Annotated in this window: 20 protein-coding genes and 1 pseudogene; 12 read left to right on the forward strand and 9 right to left on the reverse strand. The window is 73.9% G+C overall.

Going from position 1 to position 23,872, the window contains the following annotated elements; genetic code table 11:
- Nucleotides 1-19 precede the first annotated feature (19 nt).
- Nucleotides 20-1,177: an ROK family transcriptional regulator gene (locus tag AC07CM_RS17005; protein WP_478877172.1), complete on the forward strand. Its 1,158-nt coding sequence runs from the start codon at nt 20-22 to the stop codon at nt 1,175-1,177.
- A 126-nt stretch (nt 1,178-1,303) separates the two neighbouring features.
- On the opposite strand, the gene AC07CM_RS17010 is transcribed toward AC07CM_RS17005, so the two are convergent.
- Together AC07CM_RS17010 and AC07CM_RS17015 are read right to left on the reverse strand one after the other, a co-directional pair.
- Complete coding sequence (locus tag AC07CM_RS17010; RefSeq protein ID WP_478877173.1) at nt 1,304-2,065, reverse strand: GntR family transcriptional regulator; 762 nt, start codon at nt 2,063-2,065, stop codon at nt 1,304-1,306.
- Between the two features lie 238 nt (nt 2,066-2,303).
- Nucleotides 2,304-3,188 carry an RNA polymerase sigma-70 factor gene (locus AC07CM_RS17015; RefSeq protein ID WP_478877174.1) on the reverse strand — a complete coding sequence of 295 codons (885 nt, stop codon included), beginning with the start codon at nt 3,186-3,188 and terminating at the stop codon, nt 2,304-2,306.
- A gap of 219 nt (nt 3,189-3,407) precedes the next feature.
- Between AC07CM_RS17015 and AC07CM_RS17020 the strand changes: the two genes are divergently transcribed.
- Nucleotides 3,408-4,238, forward strand: coding sequence for an alpha/beta fold hydrolase (locus AC07CM_RS17020; RefSeq protein ID WP_478877175.1), 831 nt, complete (start codon nt 3,408-3,410; stop codon nt 4,236-4,238).
- Between the two features lie 62 nt (nt 4,239-4,300).
- On the opposite strand, the pseudogene AC07CM_RS17025 reads toward AC07CM_RS17020, so the two are convergent.
- Nucleotides 4,301-4,843: pseudogene (locus AC07CM_RS17025) on the reverse strand (EamA family transporter); the annotation flags it as partial.
- Between the two features lie 98 nt (nt 4,844-4,941).
- Between AC07CM_RS17025 and AC07CM_RS17030 the strand changes: the two are divergent.
- From AC07CM_RS17030 to AC07CM_RS17040, 3 genes are all read left to right on the forward strand, one after another.
- On the forward strand, nt 4,942-6,528 hold the full coding sequence (locus AC07CM_RS17030; protein WP_478877176.1) for an alkaline phosphatase D family protein: 1,587 nt from the start codon (nt 4,942-4,944) through the stop codon (nt 6,526-6,528).
- A gap of 171 nt (nt 6,529-6,699) precedes the next feature.
- Entirely contained in the window at nt 6,700-7,458 is a 759-nt protein-coding gene (locus AC07CM_RS17035) for a DUF7824 domain-containing protein (RefSeq protein WP_478877177.1), read from the forward strand.
- A gap of 839 nt (nt 7,459-8,297) precedes the next feature.
- Entirely contained in the window at nt 8,298-9,746 is a 1,449-nt protein-coding gene (locus AC07CM_RS17040) for an N-acetyltransferase family protein (protein ID WP_478877289.1), read from the forward strand.
- Nucleotides 9,747-9,804: 58 nt separating this feature from the next.
- Here AC07CM_RS17040 and AC07CM_RS17045 read toward each other — a convergent pair whose 3' ends face one another.
- Nucleotides 9,805-11,004, reverse strand: coding sequence for a trans-sulfuration enzyme family protein (locus AC07CM_RS17045; protein ID WP_478877178.1), 1,200 nt, complete (start codon nt 11,002-11,004; stop codon nt 9,805-9,807).
- A gap of 60 nt (nt 11,005-11,064) precedes the next feature.
- On the opposite strand from AC07CM_RS17045, the gene AC07CM_RS17050 reads away from it, so the two are divergent.
- Together AC07CM_RS17050 and AC07CM_RS17055 are read left to right on the forward strand one after the other, a co-directional pair.
- A complete protein-coding gene (locus tag AC07CM_RS17050) occupies nt 11,065-11,544 on the forward strand; it encodes an Lrp/AsnC family transcriptional regulator (protein ID WP_478877179.1) in 480 nt (159 codons plus the stop codon).
- A 57-nt stretch (nt 11,545-11,601) separates the two neighbouring features.
- A complete protein-coding gene (locus tag AC07CM_RS17055) occupies nt 11,602-13,293 on the forward strand; it encodes a DUF885 domain-containing protein (protein ID WP_478877180.1) in 1,692 nt (563 codons plus the stop codon).
- 13 nt (nt 13,294-13,306) lie between these two features.
- Here the strand turns inward: AC07CM_RS17055 and AC07CM_RS17060 are convergent, their stop codons facing one another.
- Complete coding sequence (locus tag AC07CM_RS17060) at nt 13,307-14,149, reverse strand: SDR family oxidoreductase (protein WP_478877181.1); 843 nt, start codon at nt 14,147-14,149, stop codon at nt 13,307-13,309.
- 187 nt (nt 14,150-14,336) lie between these two features.
- Between AC07CM_RS17060 and AC07CM_RS17065 the strand changes: the two genes are divergently transcribed.
- The 4 genes from AC07CM_RS17065 (at nt 14,337) to AC07CM_RS17080 (ending at nt 18,086) form a co-directional block, all read left to right on the forward strand.
- Nucleotides 14,337-15,014 carry a hypothetical protein gene (locus AC07CM_RS17065; RefSeq protein WP_478877182.1) on the forward strand — a complete coding sequence of 226 codons (678 nt, stop codon included), beginning with the start codon at nt 14,337-14,339 and terminating at the stop codon, nt 15,012-15,014.
- Between the two features lie 177 nt (nt 15,015-15,191).
- Nucleotides 15,192-15,434 carry a ferredoxin gene (locus AC07CM_RS17070; protein ID WP_478877183.1) on the forward strand — a complete coding sequence of 81 codons (243 nt, stop codon included), beginning with the start codon at nt 15,192-15,194 and terminating at the stop codon, nt 15,432-15,434.
- The gene (locus AC07CM_RS17075; RefSeq protein WP_478877184.1) at nt 15,424-16,815 is read left to right on the forward strand and encodes an NAD(P)/FAD-dependent oxidoreductase; all 1,392 of its coding nucleotides are present in this window, start codon (nt 15,424-15,426) and stop codon (nt 16,813-16,815) included. The genes AC07CM_RS17070 and AC07CM_RS17075 overlap by 11 nt, the downstream gene beginning before the upstream one ends.
- Nucleotides 16,816-16,847: 32 nt before the next feature.
- Nucleotides 16,848-18,086 carry a cytochrome P450 gene (locus AC07CM_RS17080; protein WP_478877185.1) on the forward strand — a complete coding sequence of 413 codons (1,239 nt, stop codon included), beginning with the start codon at nt 16,848-16,850 and terminating at the stop codon, nt 18,084-18,086.
- Nucleotides 18,087-18,098: 12 nt separating this feature from the next.
- On the opposite strand, the gene AC07CM_RS17085 is transcribed toward AC07CM_RS17080, so the two are convergent.
- Nucleotides 18,099-18,614 carry an immunity 21 family protein gene (locus tag AC07CM_RS17085; protein ID WP_478877186.1) on the reverse strand — a complete coding sequence of 172 codons (516 nt, stop codon included), beginning with the start codon at nt 18,612-18,614 and terminating at the stop codon, nt 18,099-18,101.
- Between the two features lie 24 nt (nt 18,615-18,638).
- On the reverse strand, nt 18,639-19,115 hold the full coding sequence (locus tag AC07CM_RS17090; protein WP_478877187.1) for a rhodanese-like domain-containing protein: 477 nt from the start codon (nt 19,113-19,115) through the stop codon (nt 18,639-18,641).
- A 93-nt stretch (nt 19,116-19,208) separates the two neighbouring features.
- On the opposite strand from AC07CM_RS17090, the gene AC07CM_RS17095 reads away from it, so the two are divergent.
- Complete coding sequence (locus AC07CM_RS17095) at nt 19,209-19,655, forward strand: Lrp/AsnC family transcriptional regulator (RefSeq protein ID WP_478877188.1); 447 nt, start codon at nt 19,209-19,211, stop codon at nt 19,653-19,655.
- 5 nt (nt 19,656-19,660) lie between these two features.
- On the opposite strand, the gene AC07CM_RS17100 is transcribed toward AC07CM_RS17095, so the two are convergent.
- On the reverse strand, nt 19,661-22,651 hold the full coding sequence (locus AC07CM_RS17100) for an AAA family ATPase (protein WP_478877189.1): 2,991 nt from the start codon (nt 22,649-22,651) through the stop codon (nt 19,661-19,663).
- Entirely contained in the window at nt 22,648-23,811 is a 1,164-nt protein-coding gene (locus AC07CM_RS17105; RefSeq protein WP_478877190.1) for an exonuclease SbcCD subunit D, read from the reverse strand. The genes AC07CM_RS17100 and AC07CM_RS17105 overlap by 4 nt, the downstream gene beginning before the upstream one ends.
- Between the last annotated feature and the right edge of the window lie 61 nt (nt 23,812-23,872).

Here is a 23,872-nt window from a genome sequence, read left to right on the forward strand (position 1 = left end):
CGAGCTGGAAGGACGGACGGTGGGGCAGCTGACCGGTGGCGATCCGTCGCTGCTGCGAAGGATCAATTCCGCGGTGGTGCTGCACGCGCTGCGTGCCACGGACTGCGCGACGCTCACCGAGATCGCCCGGGTCACCGGACTGTCCCGGCCGACGGTCGAGGGGGTCGTGGAAGGGCTCATCGAGGCCGGGCTCGTGGTCGAGAAGGCCGCCGAGGAGGGCACCGCACGCCGCCAGGGCCGGCCCGCCCGCCGGTTCCGCTTCCGGGCCGAGGCCGGGCATCTGCTGGGCCTGGAGATCGGCGCCCACCGGGTCGCCGCGCTCCTGTCCGACCTGGACGGGCGGGTGATCGGCGCGCAGGCCAAGCAGGTGGACGAGACGGCCCCCGCGGACGAGCGGCTGGACCGGCTGCGCGGCGCGGTGGCAGAGCTGCTGCGCCGGGCCGGGGTGGCACGCGGCTCGCTGCGGGCGGTGGGCGTGGGCACCCCGGGCATCGTGGAGGCCGACGGGACGGTACGGCTGGGCACGGCACTGCCGCAGTGGACGGGCCTGCGGCTCGGTGAGCGGCTCAGCCGCTCCTTCAAGTGCCCGGTGCTGGTGGAGAACGACGCCAACGCGGCGGCCGTCGCCGAGCACTGGAAGGGTGCGGCGACGGAGACGGACGACGTGGTGTTCGTGCTGGCCGGGCTCAGTCCGGGCGCGGGTTCGCTGATCGGCGGACGGCTGCACCGCGGGTACGGAGGGGCTGCCGGGGAGATCGGCGCGCTGCATCTGCTGGGCCGGGAGGCGACCCCGGAGACCCTGCTGTCCACCACCGACGAGCCCTTGCACCCGCTGGACGAGCAGGCGGTCGCCGAGGTGTTCGCGCTGGCCCGCAAGGGCGACCAGCGGGCACGGGCGGCCGTCGAGCGGTTCATCCAGCGACTCGTCCACGACGTGGCCGCGCTGGTCCTGGCCCTCGACCCGGAGCTGGTCGTGATCGGCGGCTGGGCGGCCGGCCTGGACGGGGTACTCGATCCGCTGCGCCGCGAACTCGCCCGCTACTGCCTGCGCCCGCCCCGGGTGGCGCTCTCCGTGCTCGGCGAGGCGGCCGTGGCCACGGGCGCCCTGCGGCTGGCCCTCGACCATGTGGAGGAGCAGCTGTTCGCGGTGGAGGGCACGGTGACGGCGCGCCGGTGAAAGGGGCGGAGACCCGGCCGGCGCTCGCCAGGCCGTTTTTCCTCCGCCTGCCCACCGCTCACCCGGCACCCGTGAAACGCCCGGCGCCCCGGTGGAGTTCCGGGGCGCGGCGAGGTGTGCGCGGTGTCAGGAGGCCCGCTGCTCGGGGTCGTGGTGTATCTCGACGTCGGGCGAGTCGCCGAAGGTGAGGCGGCAGGTGTCGGCGCGGTAGGTCGCCACGGAGAGCGCGGCGGTGCGGCCCTCGGCGAAGAAGCGGGTGGTGACCATCAGGACGGGCGCGCCGGGCAGCCGGTCGAGGTCCTTGGCGTCGTCCGCGCGGGCCGAGCCGAGCTCGACGGCACGGTCCTGGCCCTCGAGCTCCAGGCGCTGCAGCTCACGCAGCACCGCACGCGCGCGTGCCGGGCCGGACGGGGCGTCGATCGCGGTGAGGTCGGGCACCGAGGCGGCCGGGACGTAGAGCAGCTCGGTGGCGACGAGCTGTCCGTGGGACATCCGGGAGCGGCGCACGGTGTGCACGGCTTCGCCGGAACCGGTCTCCAGGGCCGCGGCGACGGCCGCCGGCGGTGCGGACTGGTCGCAGTCGACGGGCTGCCAGGCGTCCTCGCCGGCCCCCGGCCAGGTGTGCCGCTCGGTGCCGACGTCCACGCCCACGCGCGGCGGCGCCACGGTCGTACCGACACCGCGGCGGCGCTGCAGCCGGCCTTCCAGCTCCAGCTGTTCCAGGGCCTGGCGGAGCGTGGCGCGGGCCACGCCGAAGCGGGCGGCCAGGTCGCGTTCGTTGGGCAGGATCTCGCCGACCGAGAACTCGGAGTCCAGTGCCTCACTGAGCACGGTCTTGAGATGCCAGTACTTCGGTTCCGGCACCGATTCCAGCTGCGTGGTCCCCACCCTGTCCTCCGCAAGAGCCGTGGTCCGGCGGTTTTTAGCGCCCTTGTTTATTAAAGGTTGTTGCACTTATCTGCGACCATAGGGCGGCCGTCACCCTTGGTCAAGACCAATCCTCGATCCCTGGGGCGACGCACGGGCCCCGCGCCGTGGAGCGTTCACGAGGCGTTCGTACGTGGCCGCATGTGTGACATCCCGGCAAAGCCCCCGTCGCACGACGGGGGCCTGCGGGGCGCACGGCTCAGTGGCCGGCCAGGGAGTGCAGCTTGTCGGGGTTGCGGATGATGTACACCGTGCTGACGAGACCGTCGGCGACGTCCACCTGGAAGACGGTGTCGGGCTTGCCCCCGGCCAGGGTGAGCACGGCGGGGCCCCCGTTGACCTCGACGAGCCGGAAGGACAGGTCGGTCACGTTCCTGGCCGCGACGCCGGCCAGGAAACGGCCCACCTTGTCCGCGGAGTGCAGGATCCGCACCGGCGCCTTGGCCTTGCCGCCGCTGTCGGCGACGAGCCGCGCCTCGGGCGCGAGCAGGGACATCAGACCCTGGAGGTCGCCGTCGACGGCGGCCGCGAGGAAACGTTCGGTCAGATCACGGCGCTGGGCGGGGTCGACCTCGTAGCGCGGCCGCCGTTCCTCGACGTGCCGGCGGGCCCGCCCGGCGAGCTGCCGTACCGCCGCCTCGCCGCGGTCGAGCAGCGCGGCGATCTCGGCGTACGGGTAGCCGAACGCCTCCCTGAGGACGAAGACGGCGCGCTCCAGCGGCGACAGCGACTCCAGGACGACCAGCACGGCGAGGGAGACGGAGTCGGCGAGCAGGGCGCGCTCCGCGGTGTCCGGGACCGCGTCGCCGAACTCGGTGACGTACGGCTCGGGCAGCCACGGGCCGACGTACGCCTCGCCGCGCGCCTTCACCTGGCGCAGCCGGTCGATGGCCAGCCGGGCGGTGATGCGCACGAGGTAGCCGCGCGGTTCTCGGACCTCCGCACGGTCGGCGCGGGACCAGCGCAGCCAGGCGTCCTGGACCACGTCCTCGGCGTCGGCGACACGGCCGAGCATGCGGTACGCGACTCCCATGAGGAGGGGCCGGTGCTCTTCGAAGACGTCGGTCACGGTGTCGGCGCTCACCACCCCATCCCAGCCGACACGCCCCGCCGGTGTCCAGGCGGAATCGCCGTGCCAGGGAGTGGCCCGACCCAGCCGACCCTCTTCAACTTCGAGGTGCGCCGGAGGCATTGAGGGCGTGCGGGCGCGGCGGGCGCGCGGCGACCGGGGGCTACCCGCTGGTAGCAATTGCTGACAAGCTGTCTACGGCGTCCGTCAGCAGCCCAGTCGAGGAGCACCCCCATGTCCGCCACCGTCTCCTTCAAGGTCCCCACTCCGCACGGCCGGAAGGACGTGACCGTCTCCTACGCGCGCGTGGGACGCGGCGAACCCTTGGTCCTGCTGCACGGCATCGGCCACCACCGGCAGGCCTGGGACCCGGTGGTGGACATCCTCGCCACCGAACGCGAGGTGATCGCCGTGGACCTTCCGGGCTTCGGCGCGTCCCCGGGCCTGCCGGGCGGTCTGGCCTACGACCTCCCCACCACCAACTCCGTGCTCGGCGCCCTGTTCGAGGCCCTGGAGCTGCACCGCCCGCACGTGGCCGGAAACTCGCTGGGCGGCCTGCTGGCCCTCGAGCTGGGCCGCGAGAAGCTCGTGCGGTCCGTCACGGCCCTCTCCCCGGCCGGGTTCTGGACGGAGGCCGAGCGGCGATACGCCTTCGGGCTGCTGCTCACCATGCGCGGTATCGCCCAGCGGCTCCCGCTGCCCCTGGTGGAGCGCCTGTCGCGGACCGCGGCCGGGCGCACCGCGCTGACGAGCACCATCTACGGCCGTCCCGCCCGCCGTGCGCCCGAGGCCGTGGTCGCCGAGACGCTCGCCCTCGCGGGGGCCACCGGCTTCGACGCGACCCTGCGGGCCGGCAGCACCGTCCGGTTCACCGACGATCTGCCGGGCCTGCCGGTCACCGTCGCCTGGGGCACCCGGGACCGGCTGCTGGTGCGCCGTCAGGGCATCCGCGCCAAGACGATCATTCCGCACGCCCGGCTGGTACGACTGCCCGGCTGCGGACACTGCCCGATGAACGACGACCCGGCGCTGGTCGCGCGCGTGATCCTCGACGGCAGCCGCTGAACGGCACGGGCCCGGCCCCGGTCGCCCGGCTCCCGTCGTCAGCCCGGAGGACGCCCCACGGCTCAGGTGCGGGTTTCCGGCGTTCCGGGTCCTGGCTCCCGCACCGGCAGCGCGTGGTCGGCGCCCGGTGCCGCGGCGGCGCTTCGGCGGCGCGCGGCGGGCCGGAGTGCGACGGCGGGGCCCAGCGCGCCGGAGCCGAGATCGACCCCGGCGCCCACCAGGGCGCTGCCCACGGCCTGCGCGGGCCCGCAGGCGCCGGTGCCGACGAGTGGGGCGGTGCAGGCGGCGGCCACCGGGATGAGCCCGGAGAAGAGCGTGGCCCGCTCGGCGCCGAGCCGCTCCATCCCCATGTACCAGCACACGAAGCCGACGACGGTGACGACGGCCGCCTGCCACAGCAGCGCGGCCGTCTCCGTGGCGGCGGGACGGCGCAGCCACGCGCCCCCGTCCAGGACGGCGCCGGCGAGGGCGGCCTCGACGGCGGCGACGCCGCACACCGTCGCGGACAGCAGCCGCGGACCGAGCGGACGCAGCACCGGCACGGCGAGGACCGCGAACCCCACCTCGCCGCCCAGCGCACACGCCGAGACACTGATCTCCGGCCCGCCGTCCGGTTGTTCACCTGCGGTTCGCGTGCGCGTCTCGGCGCCCCAGTAGGTGTGGCTCTGCACACTGGCCGGAACCCGTCCCAGGAGGCGCAGCCATGTCACACCGTCCGTTCCCGGGCCGCCGCAGCGTACTGCGCGGCTCCCTGGCCGCGTCGGCGGCCCTGAGCCTGCCCGCGGGCCTCGCCGCGGCGCCGGCGTTCGCCCTCTCCGGCCGCCCCGAGGCGGGCTGGGGCGTGCAGACGGGCGACGTGACCGCCGACTCGGGCCTGGTATGGGTGCGTTCGGACCGTCCGGCCTGGATGATCGTGGAGACGTCGGCCACCGAGTCGTTCCGCGACCCGCGCAGATGGCACGGCCCGCTGCTGGGCGCCGACACGGACTTCACCGGCACCACCCGGCTGCACGGCCTGCCCTCCGGGGAACAGATCCACTACCGCGTGCTGCTCGCGGACCCGGACGACCCGCGCCGTACCGGCGAGCCCGTGACGGGCACCTTCCGCACCGTCTCCCGGCGCCGCCGGGACGGCGTGCGGTTCCTGTGGTCGGGCGACCTGGCCGGGCAGGGCTGGGGCATCAACCCCGACCGCGGCGGCTACCGGATCTACGACGCCATGGCGAAGCTGGACCCGGACTTCTTCCTGTGCAGCGGCGACAACATCTACGCCGACGGCCCGATCACCGCCACCCAGGCCCTGCCCGACGGCGGCACCTGGCGGAACATCACCACCGAGGAGAAGGCCAAGGTCGCCGAGACCCTCGCGGAGTACCGGGGCAACTTCCGCTACAACCTGCTCGACGAGAACCTCAGGCGGTTCAACGCCCAGGTGCCGTCGATCATCCAGTGGGACGACCACGAGGTGCGCAACAACTGGTATCCGGGCGAGGTGATCGCATCCACCGACACCCGGTACACCGAGAAGAGCGTCGACGTGCTGGCGGCGCGCGCCCGGCGGGCGTTCAGCGAGTACTTCCCGATCTCCACGCTGCGGCCGGGCGCGCGGGAGGGCCGCGTCCACCGCGTGCTGCGCCAGGGCCCGCTGCTCGACGTCTTCGTGCTGGACATGAGGACCTACCGCAACGCCAACTCGCCCGACGACCAGACGGTGGACCCGCAGGGCATCCTCGGCCGGGAGCAGCTGGAGTGGCTCAAGCGCGAGCTGTCCCGGTCGCGCGCGGTGTGGAAGGTGATCGCCGCCGACATGCCGCTGGGTCTGGTGGTGCCCGACCTGATGGAGAACAGGCCGAACTTCGAGGCGGTGGCGCAGGGCGACCCGGGCGCTCCGCTCGGCCGTGAGCTGCAGATCGCCGAGCTGCTGCGGTTCATCAAGCACCGCCGGATCACCGGCACGCTGTGGCTGACGGCCGACGTGCACCACACCTCGGCCCAGCACTACCAGCCGTCGCGGGCCGCGTTCACCGACTTCGAGCCGTTCTGGGAGTTCGTCTCCGGACCGCTGAACGCCGGTGCGTTCCCGGCCAGCGCGCTGGACGACACCTTCGGTCCTGAGCGGGTGTTCGTGAAGGCGCCGACCGCGTCGAACGTCTCGCCCGCCGGCGGCTACCAGTTCTTCGGCGAGGTCGACATCGACGGCGACAGCGGCGAGCTGACGGTACGGCTGCGCGAGCAGGACGGCACGGTGCTGTTCACGCAGACCCTGAAGCCGGGCCGGGTCGGCCAGTAGGACACCGGCGGGGCCACCGGGTCCCGTACCCTCTGAGCCGGTCCGCGCTCCGGCGTCATCCCCCGGAGCGCGGCCCGGCTCCAGGCCCGCAACTCGACTCCGGCTCTGCGGACGCGGGCCGTCGCCGCGCTGGGCGTCGCTGCGGCCGGCCGCGACGAGGTGTACGAGGAGGTGCTGCCGCCCGCCCCGGAGCCCGTGCGGCTGGCGCCCGCGCCGCCGACGGCGGAGGAGGTGGCCGAGGAGATGGGCGCGCTGCCGGCCTCCGAGGGTGACGTGGCCGCGTTCGAGCGGGCGCTGGACGGTCTGGTGCGGCACGCGTACCAGGACCCGGCCGGGTTGCGGGAGGCGCTCGTACCGGTGGTCGCGCACCGGTGGTGGGCCAGGGACGAGCACCGGCAGTGGCCGCGCACGGACGACATGTTCGGCAACTCCCGCTACGGCCTCTTCAACGCCCAGGACGGTCTCGACCTACTCCTCGCGGCCGTGCACGGCACGGTGAGCACGGCGACGCTCCGCGCGGCGAGGCGGCGGGGTCCGCAGGAACACGAGTGCACGCACAGCGGCCTCGCGCGGGTCTTCGGCTCCCGGCTCCGCGAGCTGGCGTACCGGCTGCGCACGGAACCCATGCCGCTGCTGCTGGCCACGCCCACCTGGAGCACGAGCCTGCTGGAGCCGGACGAGCTGGTGGCCCGCCTGGCCGAGTACCGGCGGCTGGACGCCCGGGTCGGCGCGACCGACTTCGCCCAGGCTCTGCTGCGGGTGCGCAGGGACGACCGCGCGGCGGCCGAGCGGGCGGCGCGGCAAGCCAGGCGCTCGGCACGCCGGAGGGGGCGCGGCTGGCCCGCCGGCTGGGCACGGGCAACACCGTTCCCGAGATCAGGCGGCGCACCAAGGGCGTCCGGATCCTGCTGGAGCTCGCCGAACTTCTAGAGCTGCAGGACGGTTTCCCGCAGGACTTCCACCGGCTCGGCCGGCCGATGTCCGTCTTCGGCGACCTCTGGCGCTGCAACCACTGGGACCACGCGATACGCCGGCACTGGCTCGCCGTGCTCCCGGAGCGGCGGGAGCTGGTCGCGGCGCGAATACTGCACGACCTGGCCGACACGGCGGTGGAGGACGACCGGGGCGCGGCGGTGCTGCCGCTGCTCGCCGAGGCGGGCGGTGCGGCGGGCGAGGCCGTGCACCTGTGTGTGGCGTACGGGCTCGGTGCCCGGCACCAGGAGGACCGGCTCGCCGCCGTGGACGCCCTGCTGGTCCTCGCCGCGCGGGGGCAGTTGGACGCGGCGCGGCTGGGCTCCGATCTGGGCGAGCTGGTGGGGCGCGGTGCGGTGAAGCCGCAGCGGCCGGCCGACTCGTTGCGGACGGAGGCGGCCACGGGAGCCGACGCGACGGTGTGGGAGATGCTCCGGCACGCGCTGCTGCCCGTTCCGCTGGCCGGCCTCGTGACCGCCCGCCCGGAGGCGGCGGCGGTGGCGGCCCGGGGCCTCGGGGACCTGATGGCGGTGGCGGCCGAATGCGCCGAGCGGTCCGGGGCACGCGGTGAGGTGCCGCACCTGGCGGCGATCGCCGCCCGCGGCGGCTCGTCCCGCCTGGTCACCGAGGCACGGCGGCTGCGGGACGCGCCGGCCGAGGAGGTGGCCGCCCGACGCGTGCCGGGATCCCCGCACACCACACCAGTAGAAATCGCAATAAAAAGGGCGGAAGCATGCTTTACCCATCGGTCACAAACCGTTCGTGATCACGCAACACCGTTCCTTCACAGTGGCTGCATGACTCCAGACATGCCTCAAGTGACCCGGGCCAGGCACGGACGGCCCGTGCACCACTGGCGGCGCGACCTCGTCGAACTCGCCGCCCTGTTCACGGCCGTCGCGGTGGCCGACGGAGTGGCGAACCTGATCGGGCACGGGCCCGACGGTCCGACGCTGCTGGTGATCTCGGCGATCGTGCTGGCCGCGACGGCGGGCTTCCACACCTGGTGGGCTCGGCGCCACGGGCACGCACCGCCGGCCGAGCATACCGATGCCCGGCCGACCGCCGCACCGCGGCCGGCCGGGCCCTCGCCGGAAGCGGACGCCTCGGAGCAGGACGTGGATGCGGCGAGCACGCTGTGGCGGATGCGGACGACGGTGAAGGACGAGCCGGGTTCGCTGGCGGCGCTCTGCGCGGCGCTGGCCGGACGACGGGTCGACATCCTCAGCCTGCAGACGCACCCGTTGGCCGACGGCACGGTGGACGAGTTCCTGCTGCGGGCGCCCCGGGCGCTGACGGCGGCCGAGATCACCCGGGCGGTCTCGCTGGCCGGGGGCGCGTCCACGTGGATCGAGCGGGCCGACGCCCACGACCTGGTGGACGCGCCCACCCGGGTCCTCGGTCTGGCGGCGCGCACCGCGCTGGACGCGGCGGAACTGCCGCTGGCACTCCGGCAGTTGCTGGGCCGGTGCACGATCCGTTCCCTGCCCGCGAGGCCAGTCGGCGGGGGCCGCGGGCCGGAGCCCGTGCCGGTCGAGGGGGTTCTCGAGGACACCGTGATGCGGCTGCGGGCGCCGGAGGGCGGCGTGCTCACCCTGGAGCGGCCCTACCTGCCGTTCACACCCACCGAGTTCGCGCGGGCCAGGGCGCTCGTGGAGCTGGACAGCCGGCTCGGTCCGCGGATCCCGCGTGGCCACGACGTGCTGACGCTGCCCGAGGGCAACGACATCGCCGTGCGCCGCGTGGACACCGGCGACCTGGCGGCGGCCCGGGCGATGCACGAGCGGTGCTCGCAGCGCACCCTCGGCATGCGGTACCACGGGCCCGTCGGCGACGCCGACCGCTATCTGACCCATCTGCTCAGCCCCCGCTTCGGGCGAACGCTGGCCGCGCAGACCCGCTCGGGTCGCATCGTCGGCCTCGGGCATCTGCTGTGGGACGGCGACGAGACCGAGGTCGCCATGCTGATCGAGGACGAGTGGCAGCGGCGCGGGATCGGCGCCGAGCTGCTCGGCCGTCTGGTGACGATGGCGGTGGAGGCGGGCTGCGAGAGCGTGTACGCGGTGACGCAGGCCTCCAACACCGGGATGGTGGCCGCGATGCGCGGTCTCGGGCTGCCCCTGGACTACCAGATCGAGGAGGGCACCCTGGTCATCACGGCCCGCCTGGACACCGTCCCCGCCGCCGCCCGGCGACCGTTCGACGCGAGCGAGCAGCGGCTCGGCGGCACGGCGCGCCGCGACTGATCCGGCTCGTCGTACGGCCCGGCGGTCTCCCGCCGGGCCGTCGTCGTGCGCAACCCCGTCAGCGCACGGCTTCCCGCAGCGGCACCGGCGTCCGGTTCCGCTCCCCCAGGGCGTGGTCCAGGTCCGCCCACAGGTCGTCGACGTCCTCCAGGCCCACCGACATCCGCAGCAGCCGGTCGCTCACCCCGGCCCCGCGCCGGTCGTCGGCGTCGACGATGCGGTGACTGATGGATGCGGGGTGCTGGATGAGGGTGTCGACGCTGCCCAGGCTCACCGCCGGGGTGATCAAGCCCACCCGGGCGATCACCTCGTGCGGGTCACCGTGCACCTCGAAGGCGACCATCGCGCCGCCGAGGCGCGGGTAGTGGACGCGGGCCACGCGCGGGTCGGCGGCGAGCCGGCGGACCAGTTCGGCGGCGCTCGCGGAGGCGGCGCGGACCCGCACCGGCAGCGTGGACAGACCCCTGAGCAGCAGATAGCCGGCCAGCGGATGCAGGACACCACCGGTGGCGAAACGTATCTGCCGAAGCCGTCCGGCGAACTCCTCGTCGCAGGCGACCACGCCGGCCAGGACGTCGCCGTGGCCGCCGAGGTACTTGGTGGCGCTGTGCAGCACCAGTCGCGCGCCCTGTTCGGCGGGGCGCTGCAGGACGGGCGTGGCGAAGGTGTTGTCGGCGAGCAGCGGTACCGAGCCGCAGGCGTGGGCGACGGCCCGCAGGTCGACCTCGGCGAGGGTGGGATTGGCCGGCGACTCGACCATCACGAGACCGGTGTCGGGGCGCAGCGCGTCGGTGATGCCGGCCGGGTCGGTCCAGGTCACCTCCGTGCCGAGGAGCCCGGCGGTCAGCAGGTGGTCGCTGCACCCGTACAGGGGCCGCACGGCGACCACGTGGCGCAGGCCCATGGCCGAGCGGGCGAGCAGGACCGCGCTGAGCGCCGCCATCCCGCTGGCGAAGGCGACGGCGGACTCGGTGCCCTCCAGCCTGGCGAGGGCGGTCTCGAAGCGGGCGACGGTCGGATTGCCGAGGCGGCCGTAGATCGGCGGCCCGGCCGGGTCGGCGCCGTCGGTGGCGAAGGCGTCGATGCGGGCGGCCTCCCCGCGGCTGTCGTAGGAGGGGTAGGTGGTGGACAGGTCGATGGGCGGGGCGTGCAGGCCCTGGCGGGCGAGGTCGTCGCGCCCGGCGTGCACGGCTTCGGTGGCCAGTGCTCTCGATGCGGTGCGTACGGCGTCGTAGGCACCCGTGCTCGCTGTGTCCATGGGCGGAAGAGTGAACAGTGAACGGTTCACCGGAATCGAACACCGTGCTACGTTCGGCCAATGGCCGAATCTGTCGTACTGGATCCGGTGGACCTCCATCTGTTGCGGCTGCTGCAGAACGACGCCCGGACCACCTACCGCGACCTCGCCGCGCAGGTGGGCGTTGCGCCGTCGACCTGTCTGGACCGGGTGACGAGGCTGCGCCGCTCGGGCGTGATCCTCGGCCATCAGCTCCGGCTCGATCCGGCGAAGCTGGGGCGGGGCCTGGAAGCCTTGCTGTCGGTGCAGGTCAGGCCGCATCGCCGGGAGTTGGTGGGGCCCTTCGTGGAACGCATCCGCGCGCTGCCGGAGTCGCGGACCGTGTTCCATCTGACCGGACCGGACGACTACCTGGTGCATGTGGCCGTGGCGGACATGGCCGATCTTCAGCGGCTGGTGCTGGACGAGTTCACCGCACGGAAGGAAGTGGCCCGGGTGGAGACCCGGTTGATCTTCCAGCAGTGGGACTGCGGACCGATGCTGCCTCCGGCCACGCCCTGAGCTGAATCAGGGATACGTGGGTGACGCAGGCATACTCCCCGTACGAGGATGGGCGCCATGTCTGAGATCCAGAGCCTGCTGCCCCGCCAGGTCGCCGACGCCTACGTGGACGACCTCATCGCCCTCGACCCCGTCACCGGTACCTACCTCGGTGTGAAGGAGAGTTCGAGCAGGCTGCCCGACTACTCCCCGCGGGGCCAGGAGGCTCTCGCGGAGCTGGCGCGGAGCACCCTCGCCCGGCTCGAGGAGGCGGAGCGGCTGCCCGGCGCGGACAGTGACGTCGAGCGTCGCTGCGGCCGGCTGCTGCGGGAGCGGCTGACCGCCGAGCTGGCCGTGCACGAGGCCGACGAGCACCTGCGCGCGGTCGGCAACATGAGCACGCCCGGCCACTCCGTGCGGGACATCTTCACGGTGACACCGGCGCAGACCGAGGAGGACTGGGCGGCGATCGCCGAGCGGCTGCGCGCGGTGCCGGCCGCGCTCGCGGGCTACCGGGAGTCCCTGGCGCTCGGTCTGGAGCGCAAGCTGTACGCGGCGCCGCGGCCGACCGCCACCTTCGTCGAGCAGCTCACCGAGTGGTCGGACACCGACGGCAAGGGCCGCGGCTGGTACGAGGACTTCGCCGCCGCCGGCCCGGAGACGCTGCGGGCCGAGCTGGACGAGGCGGCCCGCACGGCGACCGCCGCCGTGGTGGAGCTGCGCGACTGGATGCGGGACGTGTACGCGCCGGCCGTCGAGGGCGCCCCGAACACGGTGGGCCGCGAGCGGTACGCCCGCTGGGCCCGCTACTTCAACGGCACCGACCTCGATCTGGACGAGGCGTACGCGTACGGCTGGTCGGAGTTCCACCGCATCCTCGGCGAGATGAAGCGGGAGGCGGAGAAGATCCTGCCGGGTGCGGAGACGCCGTGGGTGGCGCTCGCCCACCTGGACGAGCACGGGCGGCACATCGAGGGTGTCGAGGAGGTCCGGGAGTGGCTGCAGGGTCTGATGGACCGGGCCATCGCCGACCTGGACGGCACGCACTTCGAACTCGCCGAGCGGGTAAGGCGGGTGGAGTCGCGCATCGCGCCGCCCGGCGGTGCCGCCGCCCCGTACTACACGGCCCCTTCCGAGGACTTCTCGCGTCCCGGCCGGACCTGGCTGCCGACCATGGGGCTGACCCGGTTCCCGGTGTACGACCTGGTGTCCACCTGGTACCACGAGGGCGTGCCCGGGCATCATCTGCAGCTCGCGCAGTGGGCGCACGTGGCCGAGAACCTCTCGCGCTACCAGGCCACGGTCGGCGGGGTCAGCGCCAACGCGGAGGGCTGGGCGCTGTACGCGGAGCGTCTGATGGACGAGCTGGGCTACCTCACGGACCCCGAGGAGCGGCTCGGCTACCTGGACGCGCAGATGATGCGGGCCGCCCGGGTGATCGTCGACATCGGCATGCACCTGGAGCTGGAGATCCCGGCGGACTCGCCGTTCCGTCCCGGTGAGCGCTGGACGCCGGAGCTGGCGCAGGAGTTCTTCGGCTCGCACAGCAGCCGTCCCGCGGACTTCGTGGAGAGCGAGCTGACCCGGTACCTGACGATTCCGGGCCAGGCGATCGGCTACAAGCTCGGTGAGCGGGCCTGGCTGCTGGGCCGCGAGAACGCCCGCGAGCGGCACGGCGACGCGTTCGACCTGAAGGCCTGGCACATGGCGGCCCTCTCGCAGGGCTCGCTGGGCCTGGACGACCTGGTGGACGAGCTGTCCCGGCTCTGACCCCTTCGGGGTGTCAACGCCGGAAGCCGCCCTCGGAGTTGACGACCTCACCGGTGATCCAGCCCGCCTCGTCGGTGGCCAGCCACGCGACGAGCCGGGCCGGGTCGTCGGGCCGGCCCCAGCGTCCGGCCGGGAACCGGGCGGCGACGGCCGCGTGCGCCTCGCCGGTGGCGTAACCGGTGTCGACGGGGCCGGGGTTGACGGTGTTCACGGTGATGCCGTGCTCGGCGAGGGCGGTCGACAGGGAGCGGGTGATCGAGGCGAGGGCGCCCTTCTGCAGGGCGTAGGCGATCTCGCCGGGCATGCCGCCCGCGATGTCCTGTCCGGAGGTCATCATCACGACGCGCCCGCCGGGGGTGCCCCGCGGGAGCCGGGCGCGCGAGCGGGCGTAGGCCTGGACGAGCAGCAGGACCGAGCGGGTGTCCACCGCCCAGTGGGCGTCCAGCATCGCGGCGTCGATCTCGTCCAGGGTGCCGTCGGATCCGCTCATGGCGTGGTTGGCGACGAGGATGTCGAGCCGGCCGAACTCGCTTGTGACGGCGTCGACCAGCCGGGCCGGTGCCGCCGGGTCGGCCAGATCACCGGGTCCGGAGGTGACCCGGGCCCCGGGGTCGCCGAGCGCCTCGCGCACGGAGCCGGCGACGGCCTCGGGGTCATCGGCACCCCAGGGCATCGCGGCGTCGTGCGGCACATGGTGATGCAGGTGGACACTCGCCCCGTACGCGGCGAGCCGCCGGGCGACGGCGTGGCCGATGCCGGCGCGTCGGCCGGCGCCGGTGACCAGGGCGACGCGGCCGCGCAGGGGCAGCGGTTCGCGCAGCAACCCACCGGGGGTGGGGTCGGCAGGTTCAGGCATGGACGGTCACGCTACGCAGTCTGCCGTGGGGGACGCGAGCCGATAAGAGCGGGGAGCCTCTCCCAGGGGCCCACCCACCCGTATCGCCGCCGCGCCCGAACTCGGCCATGTGGCCTCCCCCGGTGGCGGGGACGGCGCGATGTCGGCTTGCTGGTCCCGGGGCCGATGCGAAGGAGGCGGGCCGGGGATGCAGGGAAAGGGTCCGGGGCAGCAGGCGCTGGAGACCCCGCGTGCCGCCGGGCTGGCCGGAGTCGTGTTCGCGCTGTTGCTGGCGGCGACGATCATCCTGATCCGGCTCGGGTTCCCCGAGGGCGCCGAGGCGGTCACCGCTCCTGGCTTCACGGGCTCCTCCCGGCGCCGCGCGGTGCAGACGGCCCTCGAGCTGGTGCCGTTCGCCGGCATCTTCTTCCTGTGGTTCGTCGGCGCCGTACGGGAGCACGTGGGCGCGGTCGAGGACAAGTTCCTCGCCACCGTCTTCCTCGGCAGCGGGCTGGTCTTCACCGCCACGTTGTTCGGCGCCGCCGCGGCTGCCGGAGCCGTCCTGGCCCTCGCGCACCCCTCCGGCGGCAGTCCCGGAGTGCCCACCTGGGACTTCGGCCGCAACTTCGCGTACACGCTGCTGACGGGGTACGCCATGCGGATGGCGGCCGTCTTCGTGTGCTCCCTGTCGGTGATCGGACACCGCCTCGGCGTCCTGCCGCGCTGGCTCTCGGCGCTGGGCTTGCTGACCGCCCTGATCCTGCTCTTCGTCTCCTCGAAGGTGCCCTGGGTGGAACTGGTGTTCCCCGCCTGGGCACTGGTGATCAGCGTCTACATCATCGGGGCGAGCGCCCGCCGAAGGCCCCGTACCGCCGTGTCCGCGTGACCCGGCCCGGCGGCGGCTCCCCACCCGGCCGGTCGCTCACCCGAACGGCTCGCCCCAGCGGGCGAGGCCTCCGGCCGGGCTCCCATGCTGGCGAGCGGGACATGACCGCCGTCCGGAGAGCCCGCGCGCGACGCGGTGGTGCGCACCGGACCTGGCCACCGGAAGGGCGGAGCGTCGATGAGGCTTGTCGTCGATCTCAACAAGTGTCAGGGGTACGCCCAGTGCGCGTTCCTCGCGCCCGATGTCTTCGCCATGCACGGCGAGGAGTCGCTGATCTACGACCCGCGGCCGGACGAGGAGCAGCGCGAGCGGCTGGCGCGTGCCGTCGCCGCCTGCCCGGTGCAGGCGATCACGGCCGACGGTCTGGACGGTACGGGTGAGCACGCCTCGTCCGGCCGGGAGGCGTCCGATGGCCGCTGACTACATGGAGTGGCTCAGGCACGAGGGCCGGATCGTGATCGTGGGCGCCTCGCTGGCCGGCTTGCGGGCGGCCGAGACGCTGCGCGCCGAGGGCTTCGGCGGGGAACTCACCCTGATCGGCGACGAACCGTACGAGCCCTACGACCGGCCGCCGCTGTCCAAGGGTGTCCTGCTGGGCATGGCGTCGCCGCGCCACACCGATCTGCCGCACCGCGGGGAGATCGACGCGAAGTGGCGGCTCGGCGTCCCGGCGGCCGGTCTCGACCTGTCGGCGAAGCGGGTGCGGCTGGCCGACGGGGACGAGGTGGAGTACGACCGGCTGCTCATCGCGACCGGTGTCCGGGCCCGGCCCTGGCTCAAGGAGGAGGAGGGCCGGCTGGACGGCGTCTGCCTGCTGCGGACACGGGACGACGCGGTCGATCTGTACCAGCGGCTGAAGGCGGGGCCGCGCCGCGTGTTCGTCATCGGTGCGGGGTTCGCCGGTTCGGAGGTCGCCTCGGCCTGCCGGGAGATGGGCATCTCCGTCACCGTGGCGGAGCGCGCGGGTGCGCCGCTGGTGGGAGCGCTCGGCGGAGTGATCGGCGCGGTCGCCGCCGATCTGCAGACCGAGAACGGCGTGGATCTGCGTACCCGGGTCACCGTGACCTCGCTGGAGGGCGACTCGGTCGGCAGGGTGCGGGCCGTGCACCTGTCCGACGAGAGTGTCGTCGAGGCGGACGTCGTGGTGGTCTCGCTGGGTTCGCTGCGGAACACGGACTGGCTGGCCGGGTCGGGGCTGGGCGCCGGGCCCCGGGGCATCGCCTGTGACGCGGGCTGCCGGGCCTTCGACTTCCGGGGCATCGTCACGGACGACGTCTTCGTCGCGGGGGACGTCGCGCGCTCCCCGCACGCGCTGTTCGGCTACCAGTTCCTCTCGCTCGAGCACTGGGGCAACGCCGTCGCGCAGGCGGAGACGGCCGCGCACAACATGATCTGCCACGGGGCCGACCGACGGCCGCACCTGTGGATGCCCGCCTTCTGGTCCTCGATGTTCGGCGTGAACATCAAGTCGGTCGGCGTGCCGCCCATGGCCGATCAGTTCATGGTCACACAGGGTTCGCTGGCCGAGCGCCGGTTCGTCGGCGTGTACGGCTACCAGGGCCGCGTCATCGCCGCCGTGAGCTTCGACAACACCCGGTGGCTGGAGTTCTACGCGCGGCAGATCGAGCGGGGCGCGCCGTTCCCGGTGGAGTTCCCGACGATGGACCGGCGGCCCGAGGGCCGGCAGCCGGTGGCGGCCGACTTCCCCGACCCGTCGCTGCCCACCCACGGCCCCACCGTGACCCTCAGCGGCTACTCACCGGCCGACCAGCAGCTGGTCTTCCACCCCGCCCGCCACTGACCGCCGCCCGGCCCGACGTCCAAGGACCCGTCATGACTGAAGCCTCGCTGGTGAGCCGGATCACCGACTTCGCGAACCGCGCCAACCCGTATCCGCTGTACGAGGAGTTGCGCAGGACCCCGGTGCTGCACGAGGAGGAGGGCGGTCCCTACCTCCTCAGCTCGTACTACGACATCAAGGCCCTGCTCCACGATCCGCGGATCAGCTCCGACGCCGCCAACGTGGCCGCCTCCGGACGCGACGCGCTGAACGAGGCGCAGGAGACGGGAGGACTGCCGCCGTCCTTCCTCCGCCTGGACCCGCCCGAGCACGACCGGCTGCGGCGCATCGCCAACAGCGGCTTCGGGCCGCCCCACCGGCCGCGCCGGGTGGAGAACCTGCGGGGCGACATGGCGGCGACCGTCACCCACCTGATCGACGGTTTCGGAGACGCACGGCAGATCGACCTGGTCGACCAGTTCGCCTATCCCTTCCCGGTGACGGTGATCTGCCGGCTGCTCGGGGTGCCCCGGGAGGACGAGCCGAAGTTCCGCGGCTGGGTCGATCCGCTGGTCGCGAGCCTCGACCCGGGGACCCGGCAGGGCGCGGACGACGAGTTCGTGAAGACCCTGCAGGAGTCGCGGATGGCGCTCGGCATGTATCTGGCCGGGCTGGCCGAGCAGCGCACCAAGGAACCGCAGGACGACCTGCTCTCCGACCTCGTGAACAGCGAGGGCCCGGCCGGCTCCATGACGATGATGGAGGTGCTCAGCACCGCGGTGCTGCTGCTGATCGCCGGTCACGAGACGACGGTCAATCTCATCACCAACGGGATGCTCACCCTGCTGCGCCACCCGGACGTCCTGCGGCGGCTGCGGGAGGATCCCCGGCTGTCGGTCAACCTCGTGGAGGAGCTGCTGCGGTACGAGCCGCCGGTGCAGATCGTGCCGCAGCGCACCTGCATCACCGACATCGAGGTGCGCGGGGTCACCATCCCCAAGGGCTCGCGCATCTGGCTCATGATCGCGGCCGGCAACCGGGACCCGGAGCGCTTCAAGGACCCCGAACGGTTCGACCCGGACCGCGAGGACATCCAGCACCTCGGCTTCGGCAGCGGCATCCACAGCTGCTTCGGCGCTCCGCTGGCCCGGCTGGAGACGCAGATCGCCCTGTCCGAGCTGGCCCGCCGGCTGGAGAACCCGCGCCTGGTCGAGGACCCGCCGCCGTACCGGCCGAACGCCGTGCTGCGCGGCCCCCGCCATCTGAACGTCGCCTTCGACAACCTGAGCTGACCGCTCCCGGGGTCAGTGCGCGAGCCGTCTGAGCTGGACGAGCCCCACCCAGGTCTCGGGTCCCGGCTGGGCGTACGCGGCACGCACCGCGTACGGGCCCGGTTCCAGCGGGACCCGCAGGTGCTCCGCCCCCTGTGCCGCGCCGCCGGGCCAGGCCGAGTCGAACAGCACCACCGGTCCGGGCACGTTCCAGCGGATCTCGTCCTCCCACACGGCCGCGTCGAGCGCGGCGGGGAGCTGGGCCAGCAGCTCGTGCTCGGAGCCGGCGGCGAACCAGCGCACGAAGGCGCCCCGGTCGGGCAGGTAGGAGGTGGAGGCGGGTTCGTCACCGAAGACGAGGGCCACGCTGTCGCCGACCGGGAGCAGGCCCACGTAGCCGTCGACCTCGCACGCGCGGTCGTAGTCCGTGGCGAGTTCCTCGCTGTCGGCGCCCGCCCAGAAGGGCAGCACCGTCTCCGGTACGGCTATCAGCGGGCCGCCGCCCGACTCCACCCACTCCAGCGCGCCTGGATCCGCGTATCGAGCCATGGGCAGAACCTACACGGACGGAAGTCAGCAGCCGCACTCTCCCGCCACGGGGGCCGTCAACGGGTCCGCGTCCCGGCGTGCCGGGCCCTCCCAGGTCTCGTACGCGAAGCCCTCGCGCGCCCAGTACTCGAAGCCGCCGAGCATCTCCTTGACCTGGTAGCCGAGTTCGGCCAGGGCGAGAGCGGCGCGGGTGGCGCCGTTGCAGCCGGGGCCCCAGCAGTACGTCACCACGGGGACGGACTTGTCGAGGAGCCGCTCGGCCTGCTCGGGGACGAGTGCGGTCGGCAGGTGGACGGCGCCCGGGACGTGCCCCTGATCCCAGGACTCGGTGGAGCGGGAGTCGACCACGACGAAGCCGGGGTCACCGCCGGCCGCGAGCGCGGCGGCCACGTCGGAGACGTCGGCGTGGAAGGCGAGACTCGCGCGGAAGTGGGCGGCGGCCTCGGCTGGGGTGGCCGGGGCCACGCGCAGGACGGGGTTCACGGAGGTCTCAGTGATCATGCTGAAAATCTATGGCCCACGACCGGCTCCCTGAAGTGATGATCCACGGGGCTGTCCTTGCCCGGCCGGGGATTCCCCTGCTATCCATCCTGGATGACCGCGTATTCCCCGGACGCCACCGACTGGCGCATTCTCGACGTCCTCCAGCGGAACGGGCGGGCGAGCTACGCCGACCTGGCGCGTGAGGTCTCCATGTCGCCGAGCGCCGTCACCGAACGGGTCCGGCGGCTGGAGGAGGCCGGCGTGATCCAGGGGTACGCGGCGGTCGTCGACCCCGAACGGCTCGGCCTGGCGATCATGGCGTTCGTGCGGCTGCGGTACCCGAACGGCAACTACAAGCCGTTCCACGACCTGGTGGCCTCGACGCCCGAGATCCTGGAGGCGCACCACGTGACGGGCGACGACTGTTTCGTCATCAAGGTCGCCGCACGCTCCATGTCCCATCTGGAGGAGGTCTCGGGAAGGATCGGCACGCTGGGTTCGGTGACGACGAGCGTGGTGTACTCCTCACCGCTCCCCCGCCGCCCCCTCGGCCGCTGACCTCGTCACACGCCCCGCTGTCGCAGCGACGACCCCGCTCTGCCCTTCACGACCTCCAGCTGGGCGTGGATCCGGCGGCGCAGGTCGGGGACGTGGCTGACGATGCCGACGCTGCGGTCGCGTTCACGCAGGGAGTCGAGGACGTCCAGGACCTCGTCCAGGGTCTGGTCGTCGAGGCTGCCGAAGCCCTCGTCGATGAAGAGGGTGTCCAGGCGGACGCCTCCGGCCTCGTCGGTGACGACGTCGGCGAGGCCGAGGGCGAGGGCGAGGGAGGCGAAGAAGGTCTCGCCGCCGGACAGCGTGGCCGTGTCCCGCTCGCGTCCGGTCCAGGCGTCCACGACATGCAGCCCGAGTCCGCTGCGGCCGCGGCCGGTGCGGTCGTCGGAGTGGACGAGGGTGTAACGGCCCGACGACATGCGCTGCAGCCGCACGGTCGCGGCGGCGGCGACCTGCTCCAGGCGCGCCGCCAGCACGTACGACTCCAGGCGCATCCTGCGCTCGTTGTCGGCGGAGGTGCCCGCTGTCAGGGCGGCCAGACGGGCCACCCGGTCGTACTCCTCGCGCAGCGGGCCGAGGCGGCGCACGCCCTCGGTGGCGCGGGCCGAGAGCCGGTCCAGTTCGGTGCGGCAGCGGGCCGCCGCGTCGCGTGCGGAGGCGGCGTCGCGCAGCCGCCGTTCGGCCTCGGCTGCCGTCCGCTCCGCCGCGCCGGGGTCGACGGGCGGCTGCTGGGCGGCGGCCGCGGTGTCGGCCTCGGCGAGTACGGCGCGCACGGCCGCCTCCTCCGACTGCCAGGCGTCCAGACGGTGTTGCAGCTCGCGGTGGGCGGCGTCGTCCAGCAGGGCGGCGGCCGCGGCCTGCGGGGTGTCGAAGCCGGCGCGGTAGGCGGCGTCGGCGAGACGGGCGTCGGCGTCCTTGAGGCGCTGGGCGGCGTCCTCGGCGGCGCGTACCGCGTCGGCGGCGTCGGTGAGCAGCGCCGCCAGCCGCTCCAGCTGTGCGGCGCGGGCGGCCACGCTCGCCGCTGCTCCGCGCGCCTGTATCAACTCCTTTTCCAGCGCGGTCTGTTCGCGCTCCAGGGTCTCGCGCCGGGTGAGCCGGGAGGCGGTCCGTACGGCGGCCTGCTGGCGGTCGGCCAGGCGCCGCTCGCGCTCGTGCTCGGCGCGCCGCAGCTCCTCGTGGGCGGCGTGCAGGGCGGTGGCGGCACGGCGGGCGCGTACGTACTCCTGCTCCAGCTCGTCGGCCTCGGCGGCGAGCCGGCCGGTGGGGGTGTCACCGGCCTCGGCGGTGGCCGCGGCCAGGGCCTCGCGCACGACGCCCAGGCGCCGCTCGTCCTCGGTGTGCTGCTCGCCGGCCCGCTGGTGGGCGGCGAGGGCGCGCTCCTCGGCCTCGCGGTCGACGTGCCCGGCGACCTTGCGGGCCGGCGCGGGGTGTTCGGTGGCGCCGCAGACGGCGCAGGGCTCGCCGTCGGTGAGGTGCGCGGCCAGCTCGGCGGCGATGCCGTTCAGGCGCTGTTCCTTGAGGTCCAGCCAGTGGGCGCGGGCGTCCAGGGCGTGCTGCGCCGAGGCGAGGGCCCGGCGCTGCGCCGCCTCCAGGTCCGCGGCCAGCTCGTCCCGGGTCCGTGCCGCGTCGAGGCGCCGCCGTGCGGGTTCTCGCTGGACGGCGAGCTGTTCGGCGCGGCTGGCCGCCTCCTGGGCGGAGTCGATGCGGGACTGCAGGGCCGCGCGCACGCCGTCCCACTCGGCGAGCCAGACGTCGGCCTCGCGCAGGACCTCCTCGTCGGCGCGTTCCTGCCGGTCCAGACCGGCCCGTTCGTCGGTCAGTCCGGCGAGCCGCCCTTCCGCGCGCCGGGCCGACTCCAGCCCGCCCAGTTCCTCGGCGGCGCGGCGGGCGGCGGCGGCGAGGCCCGTGGGACCGGCGTCGGCGTGGGCGTCTGGGAGCGTCCCGCGCACGCGTGCCTCGGCCGCGGCGGCCGCGCGGTGTTCGGCCTCGGCGGCCTCCCGCAGCTCCAGCGCGGGCGCCACTGCCTCCGCCTTGCGTGCGCGTGCCATGCGCTCCTGCGCCTCGCGGTGGGCGTCGGCCCGCTCCCGCAGCAGCTCGGCCCGCCGCCGCGCCTCGGCGAACCGGCTCTGCAGCCGGGCGAGTTCGCGTGCGTCGTCCAGGGCGCGCCGGGCCGCGGCGTGGCCGGACTCGGCAGCGGTGAGCCGGCAGTGGGCGACGGTGAGTCGCTCCCGGGCGGTGCCTCGGGCCACGGCGGCGGCGCCGAGGACGGCATCGGCCAGGCCGGGCTCGCCGGGGCCCAGCTCGGGCAGCTCCATGGCGTCGCCCGCCTCCTGCTGCATGCGGTGCGCGTCGGCAAGGAGCGCGGCGTCGCCCTCCCGTACCCGGGCCTCGGTCGCGCGCCGGCGTTCGGCGAGCCGCTTCTCCACGTCGGCGAAGCGCTGGGTGTCGAAGAGACGGCCCAGGAGGCGGCCGCGGGCCTCGGCGTCGGCGCGCAGGAAGCGGGCGAAGTCGCCCTGGGGCAGCAGGACGACCTGGCAGAACTGCTCGCGGCTCATGCCGAGGAGCCGGGTGATCTCCTCGCCTGTCTCCTGGTGGGAGCGGCTGAGGTCCTTCCAGGCGCGGGTGTGGGCGTCGTACTCGCGCAGCCAGGTCTGGGCCTTGTCGACCGTCATGCCCTTGCCGCGCAGCTTGCGCCGCTCCCACGGCGGCTGCCGGGTGATCTCCAACCGCCGTCCGGCCACGGTGAGTTCGAGGCGGATCTCGGTGCGGGTGCCGGGTTCGGCGTGGTCGCTGCGCAGGTTCATGCCCTGGCCGCTCTGCCGGGCGCCGGGCACGGAGCCGTAGAGCGCGTAGCAGACAGCGTCCAGGACGGAGGTCTTGCCCGCGCCGGTGGGGCCGTGCAGCAGGAAGAGCCCGGCGGCGGACAGCGCGTCGAAGTCGACGCTGCGGGAGCCGCCGAAAGGCCCGAACGCGGTGATGTCGAGCCGGTGCAGCCTCACCGGGCCACCTCCCGTACGGCGTCGTCGGCGCGCACGGCGTCGAAGGCGTCGCGCAGCACGGCCGCCTCCTGTTCGTCGGGCCCGGCGCCGCGCACATGGGCCACGAAGTCCTGGGCGATCTGCTGGTCGCTGCGCCCGGCGAGCCGGCGGGCGTAGGACACAGCCGGGTCGTCGGGGGCCCGCTCCGGGGCGAAGACCAGGCTGAGGGTGTGCGGGAAGCGCTCGGTGAGCCGGGCCATGGGGTCGGCCGGGCGGACCGGGTCGGTGAGGGTGGCCTCGACCCAGGCGTCCTCGTGGCGGGACAGCGCGGGGTCGGCGAGCAGGTCCTCCAGGGTGCCCCGGACGCGGGCCAGCGGGCGCGGCACCGGGCAGTCGACGCGCTCCGCGGTGACCGAGCCGTCGGCGGCCAGGTCGACCAGCCAGACACTCTTGCGGTGGTCGGCCTCGGAGAAGGAGTAGGCGAGCGGGGAGCCCGAGTAGCGCACGCGCTCGGTGATGGTCTGGCAGCCGTGCAGATGCCCGAGCGCCGCGTAGTCGACACCGTCGAAGACCCCGGCCGGTACGGCGGCGACCCCGCCGACCGTGATGTCCCGTTCGCTGTCGCTCGCCTCGCCGCCGGTGACGAAGGCGTGGGCGAGGACGACGGAACGGGTGCCCGGCGCCCGTGTGGCGAGGTCGGCGCGGACGCGGTCCATGGCGGCGGCGAGCACGGCCTCGTGACCGGCCCTCTCCACCGCGAACTCGTCCTTCACCAGCGCCGGTTCGAGGTACGGAAGCCCGTAGAAGGCCACGTCTCCGTGGGCGTCCCGCAGCACGACCGGGCGGCCGGCGGCGGCCGGCTCGGTGCGCAGATGGATGCCCGCCCGGTCGATGAGTCCGGCGCCGACGCCGAGCCGGCGGGCCGAGTCGTGGTTGCCGGAGATCATCACCGTGGGCACGCCCAGGTCCGCCAGGCGGTGCAGGGCGTCGTCGAAGAGCTCGACCGCGGCGAGCGGCGGCACCGCGCGGTCGTACACGTCCCCGGACACGACCACCGCGTCGACCGCGTGCTCGCGCACGGTGGTGACGAGGTGACCGATGAACTCGGCCTGGGCCCCGAGCATGTTCACCCGGTGGAAGGCCCGGCCGAGGTGCCAGTCGGACGTGTGCAGGAGTCTCATGATCCCCGAGACTAACGGCCGGGTCCGACATCACGGGCGGTTGCTCCCGTATCAGACCGTC

Source organism: Streptomyces sp. NPDC044061, from assembly GCF_056434305.1.

Bases quoted from the DNA above. Each gene is read 5' to 3' on its own strand.
- AC07CM_RS17075 (WP_478877184.1), top strand. From the start codon at position 15,424: ATGGCCGCTGACTACATGGAGTGGCTCAGGCACGAGGGCCGGATCGTG.
- AC07CM_RS17105 (WP_478877190.1), bottom strand. From the start codon at position 23,811: ATGAGACTCCTGCACACGTCCGACTGGCACCTCGGCCGGGCCTTCCAC.
- AC07CM_RS17085 (WP_478877186.1), bottom strand. From the start codon at position 18,614: ATGGCTCGATACGCGGATCCAGGCGCGCTGGAGTGGGTGGAGTCGGGC.
- AC07CM_RS17045 (WP_478877178.1), bottom strand. From the start codon at position 11,004: ATGGACACAGCGAGCACGGGTGCCTACGACGCCGTACGCACCGCATCG.
- AC07CM_RS17060 (WP_478877181.1), bottom strand. From the start codon at position 14,149: ATGCCTGAACCTGCCGACCCCACCCCCGGTGGGTTGCTGCGCGAACCG.
- AC07CM_RS17080 (WP_478877185.1), top strand. From the start codon at position 16,848: ATGACTGAAGCCTCGCTGGTGAGCCGGATCACCGACTTCGCGAACCGC.
- AC07CM_RS17050 (WP_478877179.1), top strand. From the start codon at position 11,065: ATGGCCGAATCTGTCGTACTGGATCCGGTGGACCTCCATCTGTTGCGG.
- AC07CM_RS17065 (WP_478877182.1), top strand. From the start codon at position 14,337: ATGCAGGGAAAGGGTCCGGGGCAGCAGGCGCTGGAGACCCCGCGTGCC.
- AC07CM_RS17020 (WP_478877175.1), top strand. From the start codon at position 3,408: ATGTCCGCCACCGTCTCCTTCAAGGTCCCCACTCCGCACGGCCGGAAG.
- AC07CM_RS17070 (WP_478877183.1), top strand. From the start codon at position 15,192: ATGAGGCTTGTCGTCGATCTCAACAAGTGTCAGGGGTACGCCCAGTGC.
- AC07CM_RS17090 (WP_478877187.1), bottom strand. From the start codon at position 19,115: ATGATCACTGAGACCTCCGTGAACCCCGTCCTGCGCGTGGCCCCGGCC.
- AC07CM_RS17095 (WP_478877188.1), top strand. From the start codon at position 19,209: ATGACCGCGTATTCCCCGGACGCCACCGACTGGCGCATTCTCGACGTC.
- AC07CM_RS17040 (WP_478877289.1), top strand. From the start codon at position 8,298: ATGACTCCAGACATGCCTCAAGTGACCCGGGCCAGGCACGGACGGCCC.
- AC07CM_RS17055 (WP_478877180.1), top strand. From the start codon at position 11,602: ATGTCTGAGATCCAGAGCCTGCTGCCCCGCCAGGTCGCCGACGCCTAC.
- AC07CM_RS17030 (WP_478877176.1), top strand. From the start codon at position 4,942: ATGTCACACCGTCCGTTCCCGGGCCGCCGCAGCGTACTGCGCGGCTCC.